At 60.6% G+C, this 19556-nt stretch carries 18 protein-coding genes and 1 riboswitch; of the genes, 11 read left to right on the top strand and 7 right to left on the bottom strand.

Annotation, left to right across the window (positions count from 1 at the left end):
• Positions 1-98 precede the first annotated feature (98 nt).
• The 4 genes from AD670_RS10660 (at position 99) to AD670_RS10645 (ending at position 2182) form a co-directional block, all read left to right on the top strand.
• Positions 99-281: a CPXCG motif-containing cysteine-rich protein gene (locus AD670_RS10660; RefSeq protein ID WP_053131495.1), complete on the top strand. Its 183-nt coding sequence runs from the start codon at positions 99-101 to the stop codon at positions 279-281.
• Between the two features lie 11 nt (positions 282-292).
• Positions 293-553 (top strand): putative signal transducing protein, encoded by a 261-nt coding sequence (locus tag AD670_RS10655; protein ID WP_053131492.1) that lies wholly within the window; start codon positions 293-295, stop codon positions 551-553.
• Positions 554-589: 36 nt separating this feature from the next.
• The gene (locus tag AD670_RS10650) at positions 590-1210 is read left to right on the top strand and encodes an SOS response-associated peptidase (protein WP_053131489.1); all 621 of its coding nucleotides are present in this window, start codon (positions 590-592) and stop codon (positions 1208-1210) included.
• A gap of 153 nt (positions 1211-1363) precedes the next feature.
• Positions 1364-2182 carry a M48 family metallopeptidase gene (locus AD670_RS10645; protein WP_053131485.1) on the top strand — a complete coding sequence of 273 codons (819 nt, stop codon included), beginning with the start codon at positions 1364-1366 and terminating at the stop codon, positions 2180-2182.
• An 81-nt stretch (positions 2183-2263) separates the two neighbouring features.
• Here AD670_RS10645 and AD670_RS10640 read toward each other — a convergent pair whose 3' ends face one another.
• From AD670_RS10640 to AD670_RS10630, 3 genes are all read right to left on the bottom strand, one after another.
• On the bottom strand, positions 2264-2848 hold the full coding sequence (locus AD670_RS10640; protein ID WP_005784895.1) for a TMEM165/GDT1 family protein: 585 nt from the start codon (positions 2846-2848) through the stop codon (positions 2264-2266).
• Positions 2849-2937: 89 nt separating this feature from the next.
• A riboswitch (yybP-ykoY riboswitch) is annotated at positions 2938-3057 on the bottom strand.
• Positions 3058-3108: 51 nt separating this feature from the next.
• Complete coding sequence (locus AD670_RS10635) at positions 3109-4107, bottom strand: class I SAM-dependent methyltransferase (protein WP_053131482.1); 999 nt, start codon at positions 4105-4107, stop codon at positions 3109-3111.
• A gap of 30 nt (positions 4108-4137) precedes the next feature.
• Entirely contained in the window at positions 4138-5103 is a 966-nt protein-coding gene (locus AD670_RS10630) for a 2-hydroxyacid dehydrogenase (protein WP_053131479.1), read from the bottom strand.
• 84 nt (positions 5104-5187) lie between these two features.
• Here AD670_RS10630 and AD670_RS10625 point away from each other — a divergent pair, with 84 nt between their 5' ends.
• The 7 genes from AD670_RS10625 (at position 5188) to AD670_RS10595 (ending at position 16022) form a co-directional block, all read left to right on the top strand.
• Positions 5188-5820, top strand: coding sequence for a LysE family translocator (locus AD670_RS10625; protein ID WP_053131476.1), 633 nt, complete (start codon positions 5188-5190; stop codon positions 5818-5820).
• Positions 5821-6019: 199 nt separating this feature from the next.
• A complete protein-coding gene (locus AD670_RS10620; protein WP_053131473.1) occupies positions 6020-7702 on the top strand; it encodes a fatty acid--CoA ligase in 1683 nt (560 codons plus the stop codon).
• Positions 7703-8033: 331 nt separating this feature from the next.
• Positions 8034-9908, top strand: a complete 1875-nt coding sequence (locus tag AD670_RS10615) for a DUF1302 domain-containing protein (RefSeq protein ID WP_053131469.1) — start codon at positions 8034-8036, stop codon at positions 9906-9908.
• Between the two features lie 29 nt (positions 9909-9937).
• A complete protein-coding gene (locus tag AD670_RS10610) occupies positions 9938-11302 on the top strand; it encodes a DUF1329 domain-containing protein (protein WP_053131466.1) in 1365 nt (454 codons plus the stop codon).
• Between the two features lie 242 nt (positions 11303-11544).
• Entirely contained in the window at positions 11545-14274 is a 2730-nt protein-coding gene (locus tag AD670_RS10605; protein WP_053131463.1) for a LuxR C-terminal-related transcriptional regulator, read from the top strand.
• Between the two features lie 113 nt (positions 14275-14387).
• On the top strand, positions 14388-15032 hold the full coding sequence (locus AD670_RS10600; protein ID WP_053131460.1) for an MBL fold metallo-hydrolase: 645 nt from the start codon (positions 14388-14390) through the stop codon (positions 15030-15032).
• 216 nt (positions 15033-15248) lie between these two features.
• A complete protein-coding gene (locus tag AD670_RS10595; protein ID WP_053131457.1) occupies positions 15249-16022 on the top strand; it encodes an OmpA family protein in 774 nt (257 codons plus the stop codon).
• Between the two features lie 68 nt (positions 16023-16090).
• Here the strand turns inward: AD670_RS10595 and AD670_RS10590 are convergent, their stop codons facing one another.
• The 4 genes from AD670_RS10590 to AD670_RS10575 form a co-directional block, all read right to left on the bottom strand.
• The gene (locus AD670_RS10590; protein ID WP_027604770.1) at positions 16091-16672 is read right to left on the bottom strand and encodes a BON domain-containing protein; all 582 of its coding nucleotides are present in this window, start codon (positions 16670-16672) and stop codon (positions 16091-16093) included.
• The gene (locus AD670_RS10585) at positions 16669-17262 is read right to left on the bottom strand and encodes a phosphoheptose isomerase (RefSeq protein ID WP_007904374.1); all 594 of its coding nucleotides are present in this window, start codon (positions 17260-17262) and stop codon (positions 16669-16671) included. Before AD670_RS10585 ends, AD670_RS10590 begins: the two co-directional genes overlap by 4 nt.
• A gap of 92 nt (positions 17263-17354) precedes the next feature.
• Positions 17355-17726, bottom strand: coding sequence for a YraN family protein (locus AD670_RS10580; RefSeq protein WP_053131454.1), 372 nt, complete (start codon positions 17724-17726; stop codon positions 17355-17357).
• A complete protein-coding gene (locus AD670_RS10575; protein WP_053131452.1) occupies positions 17726-19537 on the bottom strand; it encodes a penicillin-binding protein activator in 1812 nt (603 codons plus the stop codon). Before AD670_RS10575 ends, AD670_RS10580 begins: the two co-directional genes overlap by 1 nt.
• Positions 19538-19556: the final 19 nt, after the last annotated feature.

Here is a 19556-nt window from a genome sequence, read left to right as displayed (position 1 = left end):
AGGAAATACCAGGGTGCGGTCCGGGTAATTGGCCCGGCCGGAAAATAGCCCTGTAAATAGACCGGCGATTATACGCACAAGTCACCTGGGAGACTGCGATGCTGGAAACTGCGCTGTACGATTGTCCTTATTGTGGTGAAGCGGTAGAGACCTCGGTGGATTTATCCGGTGGTGACCAGACCTACATAGAGGACTGTCAGGTGTGTTGCCGACCGATCATTTTCAACCTGCAGGTCCATGGTGAAGAGTGGATGCTCGAAACCCGCAGTGAAAACGAATAACAGGTACACCCATGCAGCGAATCTACGAACCGGAAAACCTGATGGAAGGCGAGTTGCTGCAGCAAATGCTCGCCAGCGAGGGCATTGATGCGCATCTGGTGGGGCGTCATTTGCTCGGCGGCACGGGGGAGTTACCGATCTTCGGCCTGCTGGGGCTGGAAGTGGACAACGACCGGGCGGCTGAAGCCCGCGAGCTGATTACCGCCTATATCGGTGCGCAACCCCTGCCCGGCGATGAACCCGACAGCTTCCCCGACGTATTGGTCTGTTAGGCTGTCGGTCGGTTTACCCAAGAGTCGTGTTACCCCATGTGTGGACGTTATGCCCTGTTTCGCTGGAACCCCACCTTTGCTGCCTTGCCTGGCTTCCCGGCCGACCAGCAGGCCCAGTGGAACATTTCCCCGAATGATTCGGTGCTGATCCAGCGCCAGAGCGACGGCCAGCGCACCCTGGCCCGCGCTCGCTGGGGCCTGACGCCGCCCTGGCTGACGGATCTTTCACGCACTCCGGCCCATGCCCGTGCCGAAACCCTGGCCGAGCAACCGATGTTTCGCGAAGCGTTTCGCCAACGCCGTTGCCTGCTGCCGGCCAACGGTTTCTACGAATGGCGCGGCACCCAGCGCAAACGCCCGTACTGGCTGACGCCGGGGGAGGGCTCGACCCTGTTTTTTGCAGCGATCTGGGAGGCGTACCCGGTGCAGGAGCAGGTGTGGCTGAGTACGGCCGTGGTGACCCAGGCCGCCCAGAGTCAGCGCCGGCCGTTGATTCTGGACGCAGCGGGGCAGGCCGCCTGGCTCGATCCCGAGACGCCCTTGCATGTGTTGCAAGGCTTGCTGGCCAGTGAGCCGGTCGCGTTGCGCGAGCGGGTGCTGGCCAACATGGTCAATGATCCCAAGCTCAATGGGCCGGAATGCCTGACCCCGGCTTGAGCCTTGAATGGATTGGTCAAGCACCGTTGCCGAGTCTTGTGGGATGTGTCTGAAAATCAGCGGTTACACGTCTGGTGTATCTGGCGTTGATACACATGAGCGCCTACGATACGCGCCATGTTTTCAGGGCGTCTTTTCAGGGAGAGTGTATTGATGAAGAAATCATTGGTCGTAAGTGTATTGGCAGCAGGCGTGTTGCTGGCCGGGTGTCAGTCGGTCAACACCACCAGCGGCGGCGCCGTCGGGGTTGAGCGCAAGCAATATATGTTCAGCATGCTGTCGAGCCAGGAAGTCGACCAGATGTACGCCCAGTCCTACCAGCAGACCCTGGGCGAGGCCAGCAGCAAAGGCCAGCTGGACAAGACCAGTGCCAACGCCAAGCGTGTGCAGGCGATCGCCAACCGCTTGATCGCCCAGGCGCCCACCTTCCGCCCGGATGCGGCGCAGTGGAAGTGGGAAGTGAACCTGATCAAGAGCGATGAGATGAACGCCAACTGCGGGCCTGGCGGCAAGATCTTCGTGTACAGCGCGCTGATCGACAACCTCAAGCTCACCGATGATGAACTGGCTGCGGTGATGGGCCATGAAATCGCCCACGCCTTGCGTGAGCACGGCCGCGAAGCCATGTCCAAGGCTTACGGCATCGAGATGGCCAAGCAGGGTGCCGGTGCGTTGTTCGGTCTGGGCCAGGACAGCCTGGCACTGGCCGATACCGTGGCCAACTACGGCATGACCTTGCCCAACAGCCGCAGCAATGAAAACGAAGCGGACCTGATCGGCCTGGAACTGGCGGCTCGCGCCGGTTACAACCCGAACGCGGCCATAACCCTGTGGAACAAGATGGCCAAGGCTTCCGAAGGCGCACCACCGGAGTTCATGAGCACTCACCCGGCCTCTGACAGCCGGATCGCCTCATTGCAGGCGGCGATTCCGAAGGTGATGCCGCTCTACCAGAAGGCTAAGAAGTCCTAAGACTTCAACGACAAGTAGCAAGCTTCAAGCTGCAAGAAAAAGCACTGCTTCTTCCTGCAACTTGAGGCTTGAAGCTTGCAGCTAGATCCAGCCACTGCTCTGCATGGCCTTGTACACCGCCACGATCGCCAGGACAAAAAACGCCGTCGCCGCCAGTCGACGAATCAACGTCAGCGGCAGTTTCTCCGCCGCGAAATTCCCCGCCAGAACCACCGGCACGTTGGCAATCAACATGCCCAGGGTGGTGCCGATAATCACCAGCCACAGCTCCGGGTATTGCGCCGCGAGCATCACCGTGGCGATCTGGGTCTTGTCACCGATTTCTGCCAGGAAGAATGCAATCAGCGTGGTCAGGAACGGCCCGAACTTGCGCGTGGTGCTGGCTTCGTCATCGTCGAGTTTGTCTGGCACCAGAGTCCACAGCGCGGTGGCACAGAAGCTGGCCGCGAGAATCCAGTGCAACACCGCATCCGAGAAGAAACTTCCGAACCAGGCCCCCACGGCACCGGCCGCCGCATGGTTGGCCAGGGTCGCGGCAACGATGCCGGCGATGATCGGCCAAGGCTTGCGAAAGCGTGCGGCAAGGATGAGTGCGAGCAGTTGCGTCTTGTCGCCGATTTCGGCCAAGGCAACGATTGCGGTTGGAACGAGTAATGAATCCAGCATCAGGTAGGTTTCCAGGGGCGGGTCGACACGGCTATGACACGTACAGCCTTCCCGCCCCGGGTAAGGTGTGCGTGTCATAGGTCTTGTCAAACCCCGGTCCGTCTGTGCGGACTCCTGGGTCGCATACGCCATGGCCTGTTGACCAAGTATGTTGACGTATGCCGGACGAGCGTGGCGCTCGTGGGAGACTACTCCCCTAGGACGGAGCGGATTCTGCCTAGGCAAAATCCATTCGGCAAGCCTTCTTTTTCAAATTGCGATCAGCCGCGTTTGGCACGGTAAATGCGAAAACCGTTGCCTTCGGCCTTGACCGCACATACGCCCAGATGCTCTTCGATCAGCGGCTGGTACTTCAGGAAGCTATTGGCGACCAGGCGAAGTTCGCCACCTTTTGCCAGGTGTTTCGCCGCTTTTCGCAGCAGGTTCTCGGTGGCGAAATAATCGGTGTGCACCCCGACATGGAACGGCGGGTTGCTCAAAATCGCGTTCAAACCCATCGGCGCGGCGTCAATGCCATCACCGGTCAGCACCTCGGCTTCCAGCCCGTTGGCGGCCAGGGTCAGGCGACTGCTGGCAGCGGCGAAGGCGTCCACATCGAGCATCGTTACGGTGTTGTGCGGGTAGCGACGTTTTACCGCCGCCCCCAACACACCGGCGCCGCAACCGAAGTCCAGTAAATGACCGCTGGGCAGTTTATCCAGGTGCTCCAGCAGCAGCGCGGTGCCGCGATCCAGACGGCCATGGCTGAATACGCCCGGTAGGCTCACGACCTTCAATGGCCCTTCGGCCAGCGGCACATCGAACACCTGCGCCAGGCTTTCCAGCTCGACCGCTTGCGGGGCGTCGGCCACGGTGATTTGCCACAGCTGGCAATGCCGTGCGTTGTCGAGCTTGCGCGGTTTGCCAAAGGGCGCCATCTGCTTGGCGGCGCTCTCGATACCGCCTTTTTTCTCCCCCACCAGGAACAGCTCGGCGCCTGGCAGGCGCGCGGCCACGGCGTTGAGCAGGTAGTCGGTGAGGTCCTTGGACTTGGGCAGGAAGATCACCGCCGCATCAAACGAACGCTCGGGCACGTTCACGCCGAATTGGCTGCGCTCCGGGAAGCGCGCGTCGAGCGCGGTCTGGTCGCCGGCATGCCAGCACCAGCCGTGGGCGTTGGGCAGGCGACCCAGTAGGTCGTCGGCGGGCAAACCCACCAGCAGCAGGTTGCCTTGAAAAAGTTCGGCCTGACGAAGCAGTACTTCACTGCGCGGATCCATGGTCTGCTCCTTGAAAAGGGGCGCAGTTTATCAACTGACGACGCGCAGCGGGGCGCCGCTGAAAAAGCCCCGGGCGTTTTCCGTCAGTTGGCCGACGATACGCTGCCGCGCTTCACGGCTGCCCCAGGCATTGTGGGGCGTGACGATCAGTCGAGGAATATCGCCGGCCAGCAGCGGGTTGCCATTGACCGGTGGCTCCACGCTCAGCACATCGGTCGCCGCGCCGCCCAGGTGGCCGCCGCGCAACGCGTCGGCCAGGGCCTGTTCGTTGATCAAACCACCGCGCGCGGTGTTGACGATAAACGCGCCGGGCTTGAGCAGCGCCAGTTCACGGGCGCCGATAAAGTCGCGGGTGTGTTCATTGAGCGGGCAGTGCAAGGTGAGTGCGTCCACCTGCGTCAGCAGTTCATCAAGCGGCACGCGGTCGGCACGGGCAGGGCGCCCAGGAATCGCGCCGAGTAGCACGCGCATCCCGAAGGCTTCGGCCAGGCGTGCCACGGCACTGCCCAATTCGCCATGGCCCAGCAGGCCGAGGGTTTTGCCTTCCAGCTCTACAATCGGGTGGTCCAGCAGGCAGAACTGCTTGGCCTCTTGCCATTTGCCGGCGCTCACATCGCGTTGATAGTCCTTCAAGCGCGTCGCCAGGTTGAGCAACAGCATGATCGTGTGCTGCGCCACCGACGGTGTGCCGTAGCCCTGGCAGTTGCTCACGGTGATGCCATGGGCGCGGGCGGCTTCCAGGTCAATGTTGTTGGTGCCGGTGGCCGAAACCAGGATCAACTTGAGTTCCGGGCAGGCCGCCAGGGTTTCGCCGTTGAGTGGGATTTTGTTACTGATCGCCACCTGCGCGCCTTGCAGGCGCTCGACCACATTCTGCGGCGTGGTGCCTGTCAACAACTGCAAGTCGCTGAAGCTGCCGTGCAACTCGCTGAGGTCCAGGTCGCCCAGATCCAGGGACGGGTGATCAAGGAAGACGGCGCGGCGATTGTTCGTCATCAACTGTACCTTTTGCGATAGGGTTCGAAGGCGTAATCTGCCGAGCCTATCAGATGAAATAATCCGTTACTTAATGGAGTGAGTATGTACGCCGCCGAGTTTTTGACCGTAGCCCTGATTCACCTGTTGGCGGTGGCCAGCCCTGGCCCGGATTTCGCGGTGGTGGTGCGTGAGAGCGTGACCCACGGCCGCCGCGCCGGGACCTGGACCGCGTTGGGCGTGGGCTCGGCGATTTTCCTGCATGTGGGTTACTCCCTGCTCGGCATTGGTCTGATCGTGTCCCAGTCCATCGTGTTGTTCAACGCACTGAAATGGGCGGCGGCGGCTTACCTGCTGTACATCGGCTTCAAGGCCCTGCGCGCGCAACCGGCCAAGCCTCTCGCCGAGGGCGAGTTGCACCGCGAAGCGGGCGAGCGCACCCCACGCGGTGCGTTTACCGCAGGCTTCGTCACCAACGGCTTGAACCCCAAGGCGACATTGTTCTTCCTGTCGCTGTTCACCGTGGTGATCAACCCGCACACGCCGCTGGCGATCCAGGCCGGTTACGGCGTGTACCTGGCGGTGGCAACGGCGTTGTGGTTCTGCCTGGTGGCGATGTTGTTCAGCCAACAGCGCGTGCGCGCGGGCTTTGCGCGTATGGGCCATTGGTTTGATCGGACCATGGGGGCGGTGTTGATTGCGATTGGGGTGAAGTTGGCGTTTACCAGCGCGAAATAAACGCTGTTCTCAAGTAAACACAATCCAGTGTGGGAGGGGGCTTGCTCCCACATTTGACCTCCATTGTCCCTGAATAATGGCTCAAAGCTAGCATTCCCCAGCCTCTGCAAATCATTCCTTTGGCTGATTTAGCTGAAACATATCCTCTCTACAGTGCAGGTCTTCAAGCCAAGACCATGCAGTCATAAAAGGGATTCGTATGTTGCAGACCCGTGTTATTCCGCCCGCCGAAGGTGCGTACCAATACCCGTTGTTGATCAAGCGCCTGTTGATGTCCGGAACCCGCTACGAGAAGACCCGGGAAATCGTCTACCGCGACAAACTGCGCTACACCTACCCAACCCTGATCGAGCGAGTCGCGCGCCTGGCTAATGTGCTCACCGACGCCGGGGTCAAGGCCGGTGACACCGTGGCGGTGATGGATTGGGACAGTCATCGTTACCTGGAATGCATGTTCGCCATCCCGATGATCGGCGCGGTCATCCACACCATCAACGTGCGCCTGTCGCCGGAACAGATTCTCTACACCATGAACCACGCCGAGGACCGCTTCGTGCTGGTCAACAGCGAGTTCGTGGGGCTCTACCAGGCCATTGCCGGGCAGCTCACCACCGTCGACAAGACGCTGCTGCTCACCGACGGCGAAGCCAAGACCGCCGAGTTGCCCAATCTGGTCGGTGAGTATGAAACCCTGCTGGCCGCTGCCAGCCCGAAGTACGACTTCCAGGACTTCGACGAACACTCCGTCGCGACCACCTTCTACACCACCGGCACCACCGGTAACCCGAAAGGCGTGTACTTCACCCATCGCCAACTGGTGCTGCACACCATCGGCGTGTCGACCATCATGGGCAGCATCGACAGCGTGCGCCTGCTGGGCACCAACGACGTGTACATGCCGATTACGCCGATGTTCCATGTGCATGCCTGGGGCCTGCCGTATGTCGCAACCATGCTTGGCCTGAAGCAGGTCTACCCGGGCCGCTACGACCCGGAATACCTGGTGGAGCTGTGGCGCAAGGAGAAGGTCACCTTCTCTCATTGCGTGCCGACCATCCTGCAAATGGTGCTCAACGCCAAGGCCGCCCAAGGCGTGGATTTTGGTGGTTGGAAAATCGTCATCGGTGGCAGCGCCCTCAACCGCACGCTGTATGAGGCGGCGAAAGCGCGTGGGATTCAGCTGACCGCCGCGTACGGCATGTCCGAGACTGGCCCGCTGGTGTCCTGCGCCCACCTCAACGAAGAGCTGATGGCCGGTACCGAGGACGAGCGCATCACCTACCGCATCAAGGCCGGCGTGCCTGGCCCGTTGGTGGAAGCGGCGATCATGGACACAGAGGGTAATTTCCTGCCCGCCGACGGCGAGTCCCAGGGCGAGTTGGTCCTGCGCGCGCCGTGGCTGACCGAGGGCTATTACAACGAGCCGCAGAAGGGCGCCGAGCTGTGGGCGGGCGGTTGGATGCACACGGGCGACGTGGCCACCCTCGATGCATTTGGCGTGATCGATATTCGCGACCGCATCAAGGACGTGATCAAGACCGGCGGCGAGTGGATCTCGTCCCTGGCCCTCGAAGACCTGGTCAGCCGTCACCCGGCGGTACGCGAAGTAGCGGTGGTGGGCATCGCCGATCCGCAGTGGGGCGAGCGCCCGTTTGCGCTGTTGGTGGTGCGTGACGGCCATGAGATTGGGGCCCGCGAGCTCAAGGAGCACCTCAAGCCTTTTGTCGAATTGGGCCATTTGAGCAAGTGGGCGATTCCGAGCCAGATCGCCGTTGTTACGGAAATTCCCAAGACCAGTGTCGGCAAGCTGGACAAAAAACGTATCCGTATCGACATCATCGAATGGCAGGCCAACAACAGCACCTTCCTGTCCACCCTCTGACGCTCCTCGCCGTGCCCGTTCGGGCACGGCAATGCTCTATCTTGCGCCTTCACTTGTGATTTGCCGATTTTCAGCCATCCTTGCCGCGTCGGCCTTCGCCGACATGGCGAAAGGGCTGTGGCAGACGGGTTGGTGATACAAATCACACTTTAGAGGGATCAAGCGGTACCCCCTGCTGGCTATAGTCCCACCCAGAGTTTTTCAAGGATGCGTCGCTTCGGGCCATGGAGGTTCAGTTGCCAGGCGGCATTGGAATCGTTGTATTCCGGCCGTTACAAGCATCACAGAACAAACTCACTGCCATAACAATAATGCACATGGAGTAGCGTCGATGACCTCAGTAAACCAGTTCTGGCGCCGGGCAAGATTGCCCCTGGCTGTCAGTCTCGCCTCTACGCTCGCCGGGCCCGCATTCGGCGTCAGTTTCAATATCGGTGAAATCGAAGGGAGTTTTGACTCGTCGCTATCTGTGGGGGCGAGCTGGTCGACAGCCAAGCCCAACCGTGACCTGATTGGTGTCAATAACGGCGGCAAGGGATTGTCCCAAACCTCCGATGACGGCCATTTGAACTTCAAGCGTGGGGAAACATTCTCGAAGATCTTCAAGGGTATTCACGATCTGGAACTGAAGTACGGTGACACCGGCGTGTTTGTGCGTGGCAAGTACTGGTATGACTTTGAACTCAAGGATGAAAACCGTGAGTTCAAGGACATCAGCGATAACAACCGCAAAGAGGGCGCGAAGTCTTCTGGTGGGCAGATTCTTGATGCGTTTATCTACCACAACTATTCCATTGCCGATCAGCCCGGCAACGTTCGGTTCGGTAAGCAAGTAGTGAGCTGGGGTGAAAGCACCTTCATCGGCGGCGGCATTAATTCCGTCAACCCGATCGACGTGTCCGCATTCCGTCGTCCGGGTGCGGAAATCAAGGAAGGCTTGATTCCGGTCAACATGTTCTACGTATCGCAAACGTTGACCGATAACCTGTCGGCAGAAGCGTTTTATCAGTTGGAATGGGACCAGACTGTTACGGATAACTGCGGGACGTTCTTCTCTCAGCCTGATGTTATTTCCGATGGCTGTACGGACAACCTCCGACTGCTCAGCAAACGTTCGTTCCTTGCGACTCAGCCCGGCGCGTTGCCGCTGCTGAACAACTTTGGGGTCAACGTTAACGAAGAGGGCGTGCTGGTCAAGCGTGGGCCTGATCGTGATGCGCGCGACAGTGGTCAATTCGGCGTGGCGTTTCACTATAACTACGAACCGCTGGACACCGAGTTCGGCGCCTATTTCATGAACTATCACAGCCGGGCTCCGATTTTCAGTGCACGGGGGGCGTCGGCTGCGACTTATGCAGCGGCCAACTCTCTGACACCTACCCCAGCGGTGGGCCTGCGTCCACTTATTGTCGCGGGTAACTCCAGCTACTTTGTCGAGTACCCAGAAGATATCCGCCTTTATGGCTTAAGCTTCTCCACGACGTTACCTACCGGCACGGCATGGAGCGGAGAACTCAGCTACCGACCAAACGCTCCGGTGCAACTCAATACCACTGACATCCTCTACGCGGGCGTCACGCCGCTGATTGGCCTGGGCGCTGCTTCTCCGCTCAAAGGTGCTGCCGACACGGACCTGAACGGCTATCGCCGTAAGGAAATCACTCAGTTCCAGACAACCTTCACGCACTTTTTCGATCAGGTCATGGGGGCCAGCCGTCTTACGCTGGTCGGCGAAGTGGGCGTGACGCATGTGGGGGGCTTGGAAAGCCGCGACAAAGCGCGTTACGGGCGTGACCCTGTGTATGGCCCTGGACAAGGTGCTCTCTGTGCAACGCTTAACTCTGGCACGATCACCGGTGCCGGTCCTGGTGCCGATGCCAGCAACCGTACTGCTAACTGCAACAATGATGGCTTCACCACCTCCACCTCCTGGGGCTACCGTGGCCGCGCAATTTGGGAATACCCGGACGTCTTTGCCGGTGTGAATCTCAAGCCCAACGTGGCGTGGTCCCATGATGTGAGTGGTTATTCGCCAGGTCCAGGTGGCAACTTTGAAGAGGGTCGTAAAGCGGTGAGCCTGGGGTTGGATGCTGAGTATCAGAACACCTACACAGCGAGCCTCGCCTATACCAACTTCTTTGGGGGCGACTTCAATACCTCAAGTGACCGCGACTTCGTCGCCCTGAGCTTCGGCGCCAACTTCTAAGCACACTGTATTTTCAGGAAGACCAGAACATGAAAATAACCAAAAGTCTGTTGCACGTCGGTGTGCTTGGGCTGTCGATCCTGGCGAGTAACGTCATGGCGGCGGTGTCGGCGGATGAAGCCGCCAAGCTGGGCACGACCCTGACGCCGATGGGCGCGGAAATGGCCGGTAACGCAGCGGGCACCATCCCTAAATGGTCGCCTATGCCTACCAACGCCGGCGCCGTCGATGCCCGTGGGTTCCTGGCCAACCCGTACGCCAGCGAACAACCGCAATTCACCATCACCGCGCAAAACGTCGAGCAGTACAAAGACAAGCTGGCACCGGGGCAGTACGCGATGTTCAAGCGTTACCCGGAAACCTTCAAGATGCCGGTCTACCCGACCCATCGCGGCGCTACCGTACCGGCCGATGTGTTCGCCGCCATCAAGAAGAACGCCACCACCACCAACCTGGTGTCTGGCGGCAACGGCCTGGAAAACTTTGAAACCGCCGTTCCGTTCCCGATCCCGAAAAGCGGTGTGGAAGTTATCTGGAACCACATCACCCGTTATCGCGGTGGCAGCGTGACCCGCCTGGTGACCCAGGCCACGCCGCAAACCAACGGTTCCTACAGCCTGGTGTACTTCCGCGACCAGTTCGTGTTCCGCGACAAGATGAAGGACTTCGACCCGAAGAACCCGGGCAACGTGCTGTTCTACTTCAAGCAGCAAGTGACCGCGCCGGCACGTCTGGCCGGTGGTGTGCTGCTGGTGCACGAAACCCTGGACCAGGTGAAGGAGCCGCGTTCGGCGTGGGTCTACAACGCCGGCCAGCGCCGTGTGCGCCGGGCGCCGCAAGTGTCCTATGACGGGCCGGGTACCGCTGCCGACGGTCTGCGTACCTCCGACAACCTCGACATGTACAACGGTGCGCCGGATCGCTACGACTGGAAACTGGAAGGCAAGAAGGAAATCTACATCGCCTCCAACAGCTACAAGATCGACGATCCGAAGCTCAAGTACGCCGACATCATCAAGGCCGGTCACATCAACCAGGACCTGGCACGCTACGAGCTGCGTCGTGTCTGGCACGTGGTCGCGACCTTGAAGGAAGGCCAACGCCACATCTATGCCAAGCGTGACTTCTATATCGACGAAGACACCTGGCAAGCCGCAGTGATCGATCACTACGACGGTCGCGGCCAACTGTGGCGCGTCGCCGAGGCCCATGCCGAGAACTACTACGACAAGCAAGTGCCGTGGTACGCCCTGGAAACCCTCTACGACCTGCAGTCCGGCCGTTACCTGGCACTGGGCATGAAGAACGAAGAGAAACAGGCCTATGACTTCGGCTTCACCGCCACCACCAGCGACTTCACCCCAGCGGCCCTGCGCCAGGACGGTGTTCGCTAAGCTGCACGAGTAACTCAATGTGGGAGGGGGCTTGCTCCCGATAGCGGTGTGACAGTCAGCGCATGCATTGACTGATCCGCCTCTATCGGGAGCAAGCCCCCTCCCACTTTTTGTTTGTGGCGATATTTCTTGTCTCAGTTCTTTTTCAGGCGAATGTTGCAAAGATCTACAAACCCACCGCTTTTACCGCTAGTCTGCGGACATCTGCAATGCCGACAACAGCCTTTCACAAGAGCCCGGCGATGACTGATCTGTCCCGAATCCAAGGGCCTGCCAGTAGGGTAATCCCGTCCCTGGAAGGTCGTTTCTACAGGCCTCCGCTGCCTGATGGCTATGTGCCGCGCCCCCGCCTGTGTGAACGGCTGAGCGCCGGCCTGGAAGGGCGGTTGCTGCTGGTCAGCGCCCCGGCGGGGTTTGGCAAGAGTTCGTTGGCGGTGGAGTTCTGCCAGGGCCTGCCGCCCCACTGGCAAAGCCTGTGGCTGGGCCTGAGCCCACGGGACAACGACCCGGGGCGTTTTCTTGAGCGCCTTCTCGAAGGGTTGCAGCACTATTTTCCGGCACTCGGCGCCCAATCACTGGGCTTGCTGAAAATGCGCCAGCGCCACCAACCCTTTGCGTTTGAAGAATGGCTCGATGGCCTGCTCGATGAGCTGACCGTCCACTTGTCCACCCGTGCGCCATTATTGCTGGTGCTGGATGACTACCATCTGGCCCAGGGCCCCGTGCTCGACCGTTGCCTGCAATTTTTCCTCAACCACTTGCCCGATGGCCTGGTGGTGCTGGTCACCAGCCGCCAACGTCCGGACTGGCATCTGGCGCGCCTACGACTGTCACGGCATTTGCTGGAGTTGCACGAGCAAGACCTGCGCCTGACCCATGCCGAATCCCAGGCGTTACTGGATCGCCACAGCAGCGCCTTGAGTGGTGAAGCCCTCGACAACCTGATCCGTCGCAGCGAGGGCTGGGTGGCCGGTTTGCGCTTTTGGCTGCTGGCGGCTTCCGAAGCTGGCAATGACGGCGCCTTGCCGCAAGGCCTGCACGGTGGGGAAGGGCTGATTCGCGACTACCTGCTGGAAGAAGTGATCGACTGCCTGCCGCCCGAAGTGCAGGCGTTCCTGTTCGACACCGCGCCCCAGGACCGTTTTTGCAGCGAGCTGTGCGATGCCGTTCGCGAAGCCCATGACAGCGCCGAAATCCTGCGTTACCTGCAAGCCCACCAAGTGTTCCTGGTGCCCTTGGACGACCAGGGGCACTGGTACCGTTATCATCATTTGTTTTCCGACCTGCTGCGCAGCCGCCGCGCCAGCAGCAATGTATTGCCGGCCGCCAGCCTGCACCTGCGCGCATGCCGGTGGTTCAACGCCCAGGGCTTGATCGACGAGGCGGTGGAGCAGGCGTTGCGCGCCGGGCACCTCGACGTGGCGGCCAATTTGGTACAGAACCTGTCCGAAGAACAACTGCTGGCCGAGCAGAATGTCGGCATGTTGCTGCGCTGGAAAATGGACTTGCCCGACAGTCTGCTGATCAGCACGCCGCGCCTGATTGTGCTGTACAGCTGGGCATTGGGGCTGGCCTGCCAGTTGGATGCGGCTCAGGAGTTATCGGCTTACCTCAGTCGCTTCCTGCCGGCGCCGTCTGCCACCGCGCAAAAGTCGATGCTGGCCCAATGGCTGGCGCTGAGCGGGATTATCGCCCGTGGCCGAGGTGATCGTGAATTGACTCAACGCTATTGCAGCGAGGCGCTGGAAAGCCTGCCGCAACGGCGTTACGGCCAGCGCCTGGTGTGTCTGTCGACCCTGTCCAACCTGGCCATCGCCGATGGCGATTTGTGGCGCGCCCGTGGCCTGAACCGTGAATCCCTGGAACTGGCGCAGCGCGTCGGCAACCCGTTGTTCGAAGCCCTGGCCCATTACGACCGTGCACGGGTGCTGCAGGCGCGTGGCGAAATCCTGCGCGCCCTTGATGAAGTGCGCCAGGGCCTGCAACGCCTGCACGGCCTGGCACCGCAGCGGCTGTATGCGGTGCGTGCGCGGCTGTCGCTCTACGAAGGCTATTTGCTGTTGATGCGCAACCAGCCCGAAGCCGGCATCGCCCACCTGCGCGCGGGACTGGCAGAGGCGCGCGCCTGCCGCGACATCAGCGTGCTGATCGGCCATTGCGTGATCGCCAGCTTCGAAGGGCGACGCCATGACTTTCCCAAAGCCTTCGCCGAACTCGCCGAAGCTGAACGCTTGATGCATATCTGGGACGTGCCACCGATCTACTACCTGGCGATGATCACCCTGATCAAATGCGAACTGTGGCTGGCCCAAGGCCGTACTGACCTGGCGGATGCCTGGCTGACGCGGCTGGGACAGACCTACAACGGCGAAAAAGCCGCCGCGGCACCGGAATTCCACCCGCACTTGCCGCAACATATCGGGCTGCAACAAGCCGCCCTTGACGCCACCCGCCATCAACCCCAGGCGGCGCTGGAGCGGCTCGAAGAACTGGCGCAACAAGCTCACGACAGTGGGCGCCAGATGATTGCCCTGATGGCGTTGACTCAGCAGGCGCAGTTGCTGCTGGAGTGCGGTCAGGAAGCCAAGGCGCGGCCGGTACTGGCCCAGGCGTTTGAGGCGGGCGCCGGGGGCGCTTTACAGCCGTTCCAGCGCTTGTTGGACGGGTATCCGGACTGGATGCGCGAGCAATTGGGCAAAGACCCGCAAGGTCCGCTGCACCAGAGCCTGCTCGCGCTTCTTCCTGCGGTGGTGGCGCCCGACGTTATGACCAGCCACGAAACCCTCAGCACGCGCGAGCTGGCGGTCCTGCAACTGATCGCCCAAGGCTGCTCCAACCAGGAAATCAGCAACCAGCTGTTTATCTCCCTGCACACCGTTAAGACCCATGCCAGTCACATCAATAGCAAACTGGGGGTGGAGCGACGCACCCAGGCGGTGGCGCGAGCCAAGGCGATGGGCTTGCTGGCGTGACTGCTGGGCGGTCTACGGTGCAGTCGGGCACGGAGTCAAAACGCTGCTCTTCAGGTCTGGCGCCGCGTCAACCATACTGTGCGGAATATGCCGTAAAGCCCGCAGGAGCACCGATGAATATTGAAAAAGCCGCGCTGATCCGCGAAACCTTTCCGGTCGGCCCGTTGCAGTGCAACTGCACGATCATTGGCGATCCCATTACCAAAAAAGCCATCGTGGTCGACCCGGGTGGCAACCATGACCTGATCCTGGCACGTCTCGATGCGCTGGGGCTGAAAGTGGTGAGCATTATCCACACCCATGCCCATCTCGATCACTTCCTGGCCTCAGGTCAATTGAAGGAAAAGACCGGTGCCACCCTGCACCTGCATAAGGAAGACCAGTTTCTCTGGGACAACCTGGAGATGCAGTGCCAGATGTTCGGCGTGCCCTACACTCCGGTGCCGTCGCCGGATCGCTGGCTGGCCGATGATGAGGAGTTGGCCTGTGGGTGTGGTGTTGCGTTGCATACACCGGGGCACACGCCGGGCTCGATGAGCTTCTGGTTTGCCGATGCCAAGCTGCTGATCGCCGGGGACACGCTGTTTCGGCGCGGCATAGGGCGTACGGATTTGTGGGGTGGGGACCAGGCGACGATTGTGCGTTCGATCAAGCAACGTCTCTACACGCTGGACGAAGGTGCGACGGTCGTTACCGGTCATGGCCCGGACACGCGCTTGGGGGATGAGATGCGTGAGAACCCGTTTGTGCGGGCGTGAAAGGAACAGTTCACACGGCAATCCGCTGTAGCAAAAACTCAGGCCGCGTTCAGCGTGTCTCTGCTACGGTTTCCGTAGCGGCGCAAGTCTCGAATGTTTTGTTACAGCTCGGGGCGCACCCGCGGAATTTTTACCGTTTGTCGCGTTCCAAACTCGGCACGGGTCCATTGCCAATGTCCTTTGCACCACACAATGCAAAAAGTAGGAGCTCTCTTCATGTTCACTCCGCGTCGTCTGCTTGTTGTCGCTACCGCTGTAGCCTTGTTATCCGGCTGCGCTTCACCTAATCCTTATGACGGCAGCAGCCAGGGACAGGCGAATAATGAATCCAGCGGTATGAGCAAGACCGCCAAGTACGGCGGCCTGGGGGCTCTGGCCGGTGCGCTGGCGGGTGCTGCCATCGACCATAACAACCGTGGCAAGGGCGCTCTGATCGGTGCAGTGGTTGCGGGTGCCGGCGCTGCGGGTTACGGCTACTATGCCGACCAGCAGGAAAAGAAACTGCGCGAAAGCATGGCCAATACCGGGGTTGAAGTTCAGCGCCAGGGCGACCAGATCAAACTGATCATGCCAGGCAACATCACCTTCGCCACCAACTCGGATGCGATCTCCAGCAGCTTCTACCAGCCGCTGAACAACCTGGCCAACTCCCTCAAGCAGTTCAACCAGAACACTATCCAGATCGTCGGCTACACCGACAGTACCGGCAGCCGCCAGTTGAACATGGACCTGTCCCAGCGCCGTGCCCAGAGCGTGGCCAACTACCTGACGTCCCAAGGTGTCAACGGTGCCAACCTCAGCGCACGCGGTGCCGGCCCGGATAACCCGATTGCCAGCAACGCCGACGTGAACGGTCGTGCGCAGAACCGTCGCGTTGAAGTTAACCTCGGCCCGATCCCCGGCCAGCAGTACGGCCAGCCAGGCGCACAGCAACAAGCGCCGCAGCAGAACAATCAGTTCCAGGGCAACCCGTACCAGCAATACCAATAAACGCTGGTCACTAAAAAGGGCGCCATGCAGTCAATGCATGGCGCCCTTTTTTATGGTTGCCGGTTACATCAGTCGATGTATTCGAACACCTTCACGATTTTCTGCACGCCGGACACACCTTGCACCAGGTTGGCTGCGCGCGTGGCTTCAGCCTGGGTCAGCAGGCCCATCAAGTAGACGATGCCGTTATCGGTGACGACTTTGATCCGCGAGCCGGGGATGGCGTTGTCGGTCAGCATCTGCGCCTTGATCTTGGTGGTCAGCAGGGCATCGTTGCTGATGGCCAGCAGGGTGATCGGGTCCATCACTTGCAGTTCGTTATGGACCTTCTTGACCCGCTGTACGGCCGAGGCAGCTTGTTCGGCTTGGGCCTTGAGGTCGGCGCGCGGCGTTTGGCCGGCGAGCAGTACCACGCCGTTGAAGCTGGTCACGACAATACGTGACGCGCCGTTGCCCAGGTCCGTGGCGGCTTTGGCGATATTGACTTCAACCTTGGTTTCGATCAACGAGTCGTCAATCTTGCTGCCGAAGGTACGGGTGCCCTTGTCATCCTGAATAGGGGTGTCACGTGTCGCAGTGATTGCCGTGCTGCAGCCGCTGATGCCGAGGCACAACGTAATGGCCAAAAGGCCGAGGCGGTTAACGGTCATTCTTCACTCCCAAACAGTTGGCTGTCGATCAGATCGCACAGGCAGTGGATCGCCAGCAGGTGGACTTCCTGAATACGTGCGGTGACATTGGCTGGGACGCGAATCTCAACATCTTCGGGCAGCAGCAGCGAGGCCATGCCGCCGCCGTCGCGTCCGGTCAATGCTACGACAATCATTTCACGATCATGTGCGGCCTGGATCGCTTGAATAATATTCGCCGAGTTACCGCTGGTGGAAATCGCCAGCAGCACATCGCCCGGTTGACCCAGGGCGCGGATCTGCTTTGAAAAGATTTCGTTGTAGCTATAGTCGTTGGCGATCGAGGTGATGGTCGACGAATCTGTAGTCAACGCGATGGCCGGCAGGCTTGGGCGCTCACGCTCGAAGCGGTTGAGCAGCTCGGACGAAAAATGCTGGGCATCGCCGGCCGAACCGCCGTTGCCGCACGAAAGCATTTTGCCCTCGTTGAGCAAGGCATTGACCATGACCTGACTGGCTTGCTCGATGTGCGGTGCAAGTACGTCCATCGCCTGTTGCTTGGTGTCGATGCTGGCCTGGAAAAGCTGGCGAATTCGGGATTGCATGTCCATCTGTGTGACCTTAAGTAGCGCGGCTGTTCGGCACAGAAATGTGCAGCCCGCAAAGCAAAGAGCAAAAGTGTGTGGTGAAGATGTCCGGTGAATCAGCTGTCGAAGGCATTTTGCAGCCAGTTCAGATCAACCTGACCAGACGGTGTGCTTTCCATGGCAACCACATCGAAACGGCAGGGGGCGTCGGCCCAGCGATGCTCTTTTTGCAGGAAAAACTGCGCGGCGAGTATCAGCTTCTGACGCTTGCGCTCGTCGATACTGGCGAGCGCGCCACCCCATTGTGCGTGTTTTCTGTAGCGGACTTCGACGAATACTACTGTATCGCCGTCAAGCATGACCAGATCAAGCTCGCCGCGTTTACACAACCAGTTCTGTGCCAGAAGGCGCAGACCTTGTTGTTGCAGGTATATCAGTGCTTGAAGTTCGGCATCCTTGCCGCTTTGTGCAGTGGACCGCTCGGGCATCAGCGCGGGGTGTCCGGTAGGCGTTGGATCTCGCCACCGACGAACTTCGCCCACGGCATCTGGCGGTCGACGCGCTGGGTGGCACTGATACCCAGGTTGCCCGAGAGGCCGTCAACCCGTGTATCCGGGAGTGCCTTCAACTGGCCCAGGCGTGGCGCCAGGCGGTAGGCGTCAACGCCCATCGCGTACAGGCGGCCAAGGCTGCCATTGGCTTGCGGCCATTGTGCGGCAACCTGGTTACGCAGCGGGTCGGTGGTGTTGAGCAACCAAGGGGTTTCGCAGAACATCACGTTGGTCATGTCCAGGTACTGGTTTTTGTCGCCGCTGGCGCTGAACACGTGGGACGTGGCGTACACGGGCACATCACCGGCGTACTGGAAGTTAAGGGTCGGTTTGATCTGCTGGGCCAGTTGCGGTGTGACGGCCAGGAAGATGAACTCGATATCCTGGCGACGCGACGGTTGCGCCGCTACGTCAGTGCCGACCGTGCTTTGCAGGCTCTTGGCGCGACCTTCGCTTTTACGCAGTTGGAACAGGTCGGCGATTTGCTGGGCGAGGGCGACGGGCTGGTCGACGTACTCGACACCGACAACCGTGCCACCGTTGGCTTCCCAATCCTGGCGGAAGGCCTTGTAGACACGCTCGCCCCATTCGCCACGGGGCACCATGGCAGCGGCGCGGTGCAGCCCATCGGCGCGGGCGCGGCGTGACACTTCGCGGGCTTCGTCTTCAGCAGCGAGGCCGAACTGGAACAGTTGCGGTGGGCTCTGGTCGGTCTCGCTGTAGTTCAGCGCGAGGGTGGTGATCGGCAATTGAGGACGAGCGCTAAGTTGTTTGACCAGCGGCTTCTCCAGCGGGCCGACCACCAGTTGCACGCCGGCCGCCTGGGCTTTGGCGTAGAAGTCGTCGATGGAGGTCAGGCGCGAGCTGTCATAGAACTCAATGACCGGTGGCTTCTGCCCGGCTTGTTCCGCCTGGTAGTGCGCGGCCATGAAGCCTTCACGCAGCGCCTTGCCGACGGAGGCCAGCGGGCCTTCCTGCGGCAGCAGCAGGGCAATCTTGTTCAAGGGCTGGCTGGCCAGCTCCTTGAGCTTGGTCAGCGGGGTTGGCAGTTGCACGGCGGCCGGGTGGCCTGGGTTCTGTGCACGCCAGGTGTCGATAGCCGCCTGTTGTTGCTCAAGCGTACCGGCGCCCTTGACTGCTTGCGCCAGGGTAATCCAGCCGTCCAGGGTCGGGTTGCCGCTGGCTTGCAGTTGCTCGGCAGGCAGTGCGGCAATCAAGGTCCAGATGGCTTCGTGATTGCTGTTAGCAGCATCGCCGCTGAGCAATGGCGCCAGGGCGACGCGCTCACGAGCAGCGGCCAGCGTCTGGCCATCGGCTTCATAAGCGCGGGCATGCACGGTGCCGGTGCGGATCTGTTGTTCAGCCGGCAGCTCCTTCAGGCTCTGCAGGCTTGGATGGTTCAAGGCAGTCAACGCAGCCTTGGGTTGGTTGCGCGCCATGGCCAGTTCGGCGGCCAAGGTGCTGGCGAATACTTGCGCGGCGGGCTTGAGAACGTCCAAGGGCACCTGCGCAAGGATTTGCGCCGAGCGGCCTGGATTGTTCTGCTTGTAGGCCATGTCAGCCGCACTCAGGCGCAGCAATGCGGCCTTTTCTGGCGTCTTGGCGGTGGTGGCCTGTTCGAGCAATTGCTCGATACTGGCGTCCGGGGTCCGTGGAAGGTCGCCAAGGCTGGACGAGGGCGAGCTGGCACAAGCGGCCAGCAAGGCAGCGAGGCAGAGGGCGGAGAGCAGCCGCAGGCAAGCGATCATGTAAGTGTTCCTGATACCG

It is taken from the genome of Pseudomonas sp. MIACH (genome assembly GCF_001269925.1).
In the GTDB taxonomy this organism is placed as follows: domain Bacteria; phylum Pseudomonadota; class Gammaproteobacteria; order Pseudomonadales; family Pseudomonadaceae; genus Aquipseudomonas.
The sequence above is the reverse complement of the archived record's forward strand: the minus strand, read 5'-3'. Positions and strand labels throughout refer to the sequence as shown.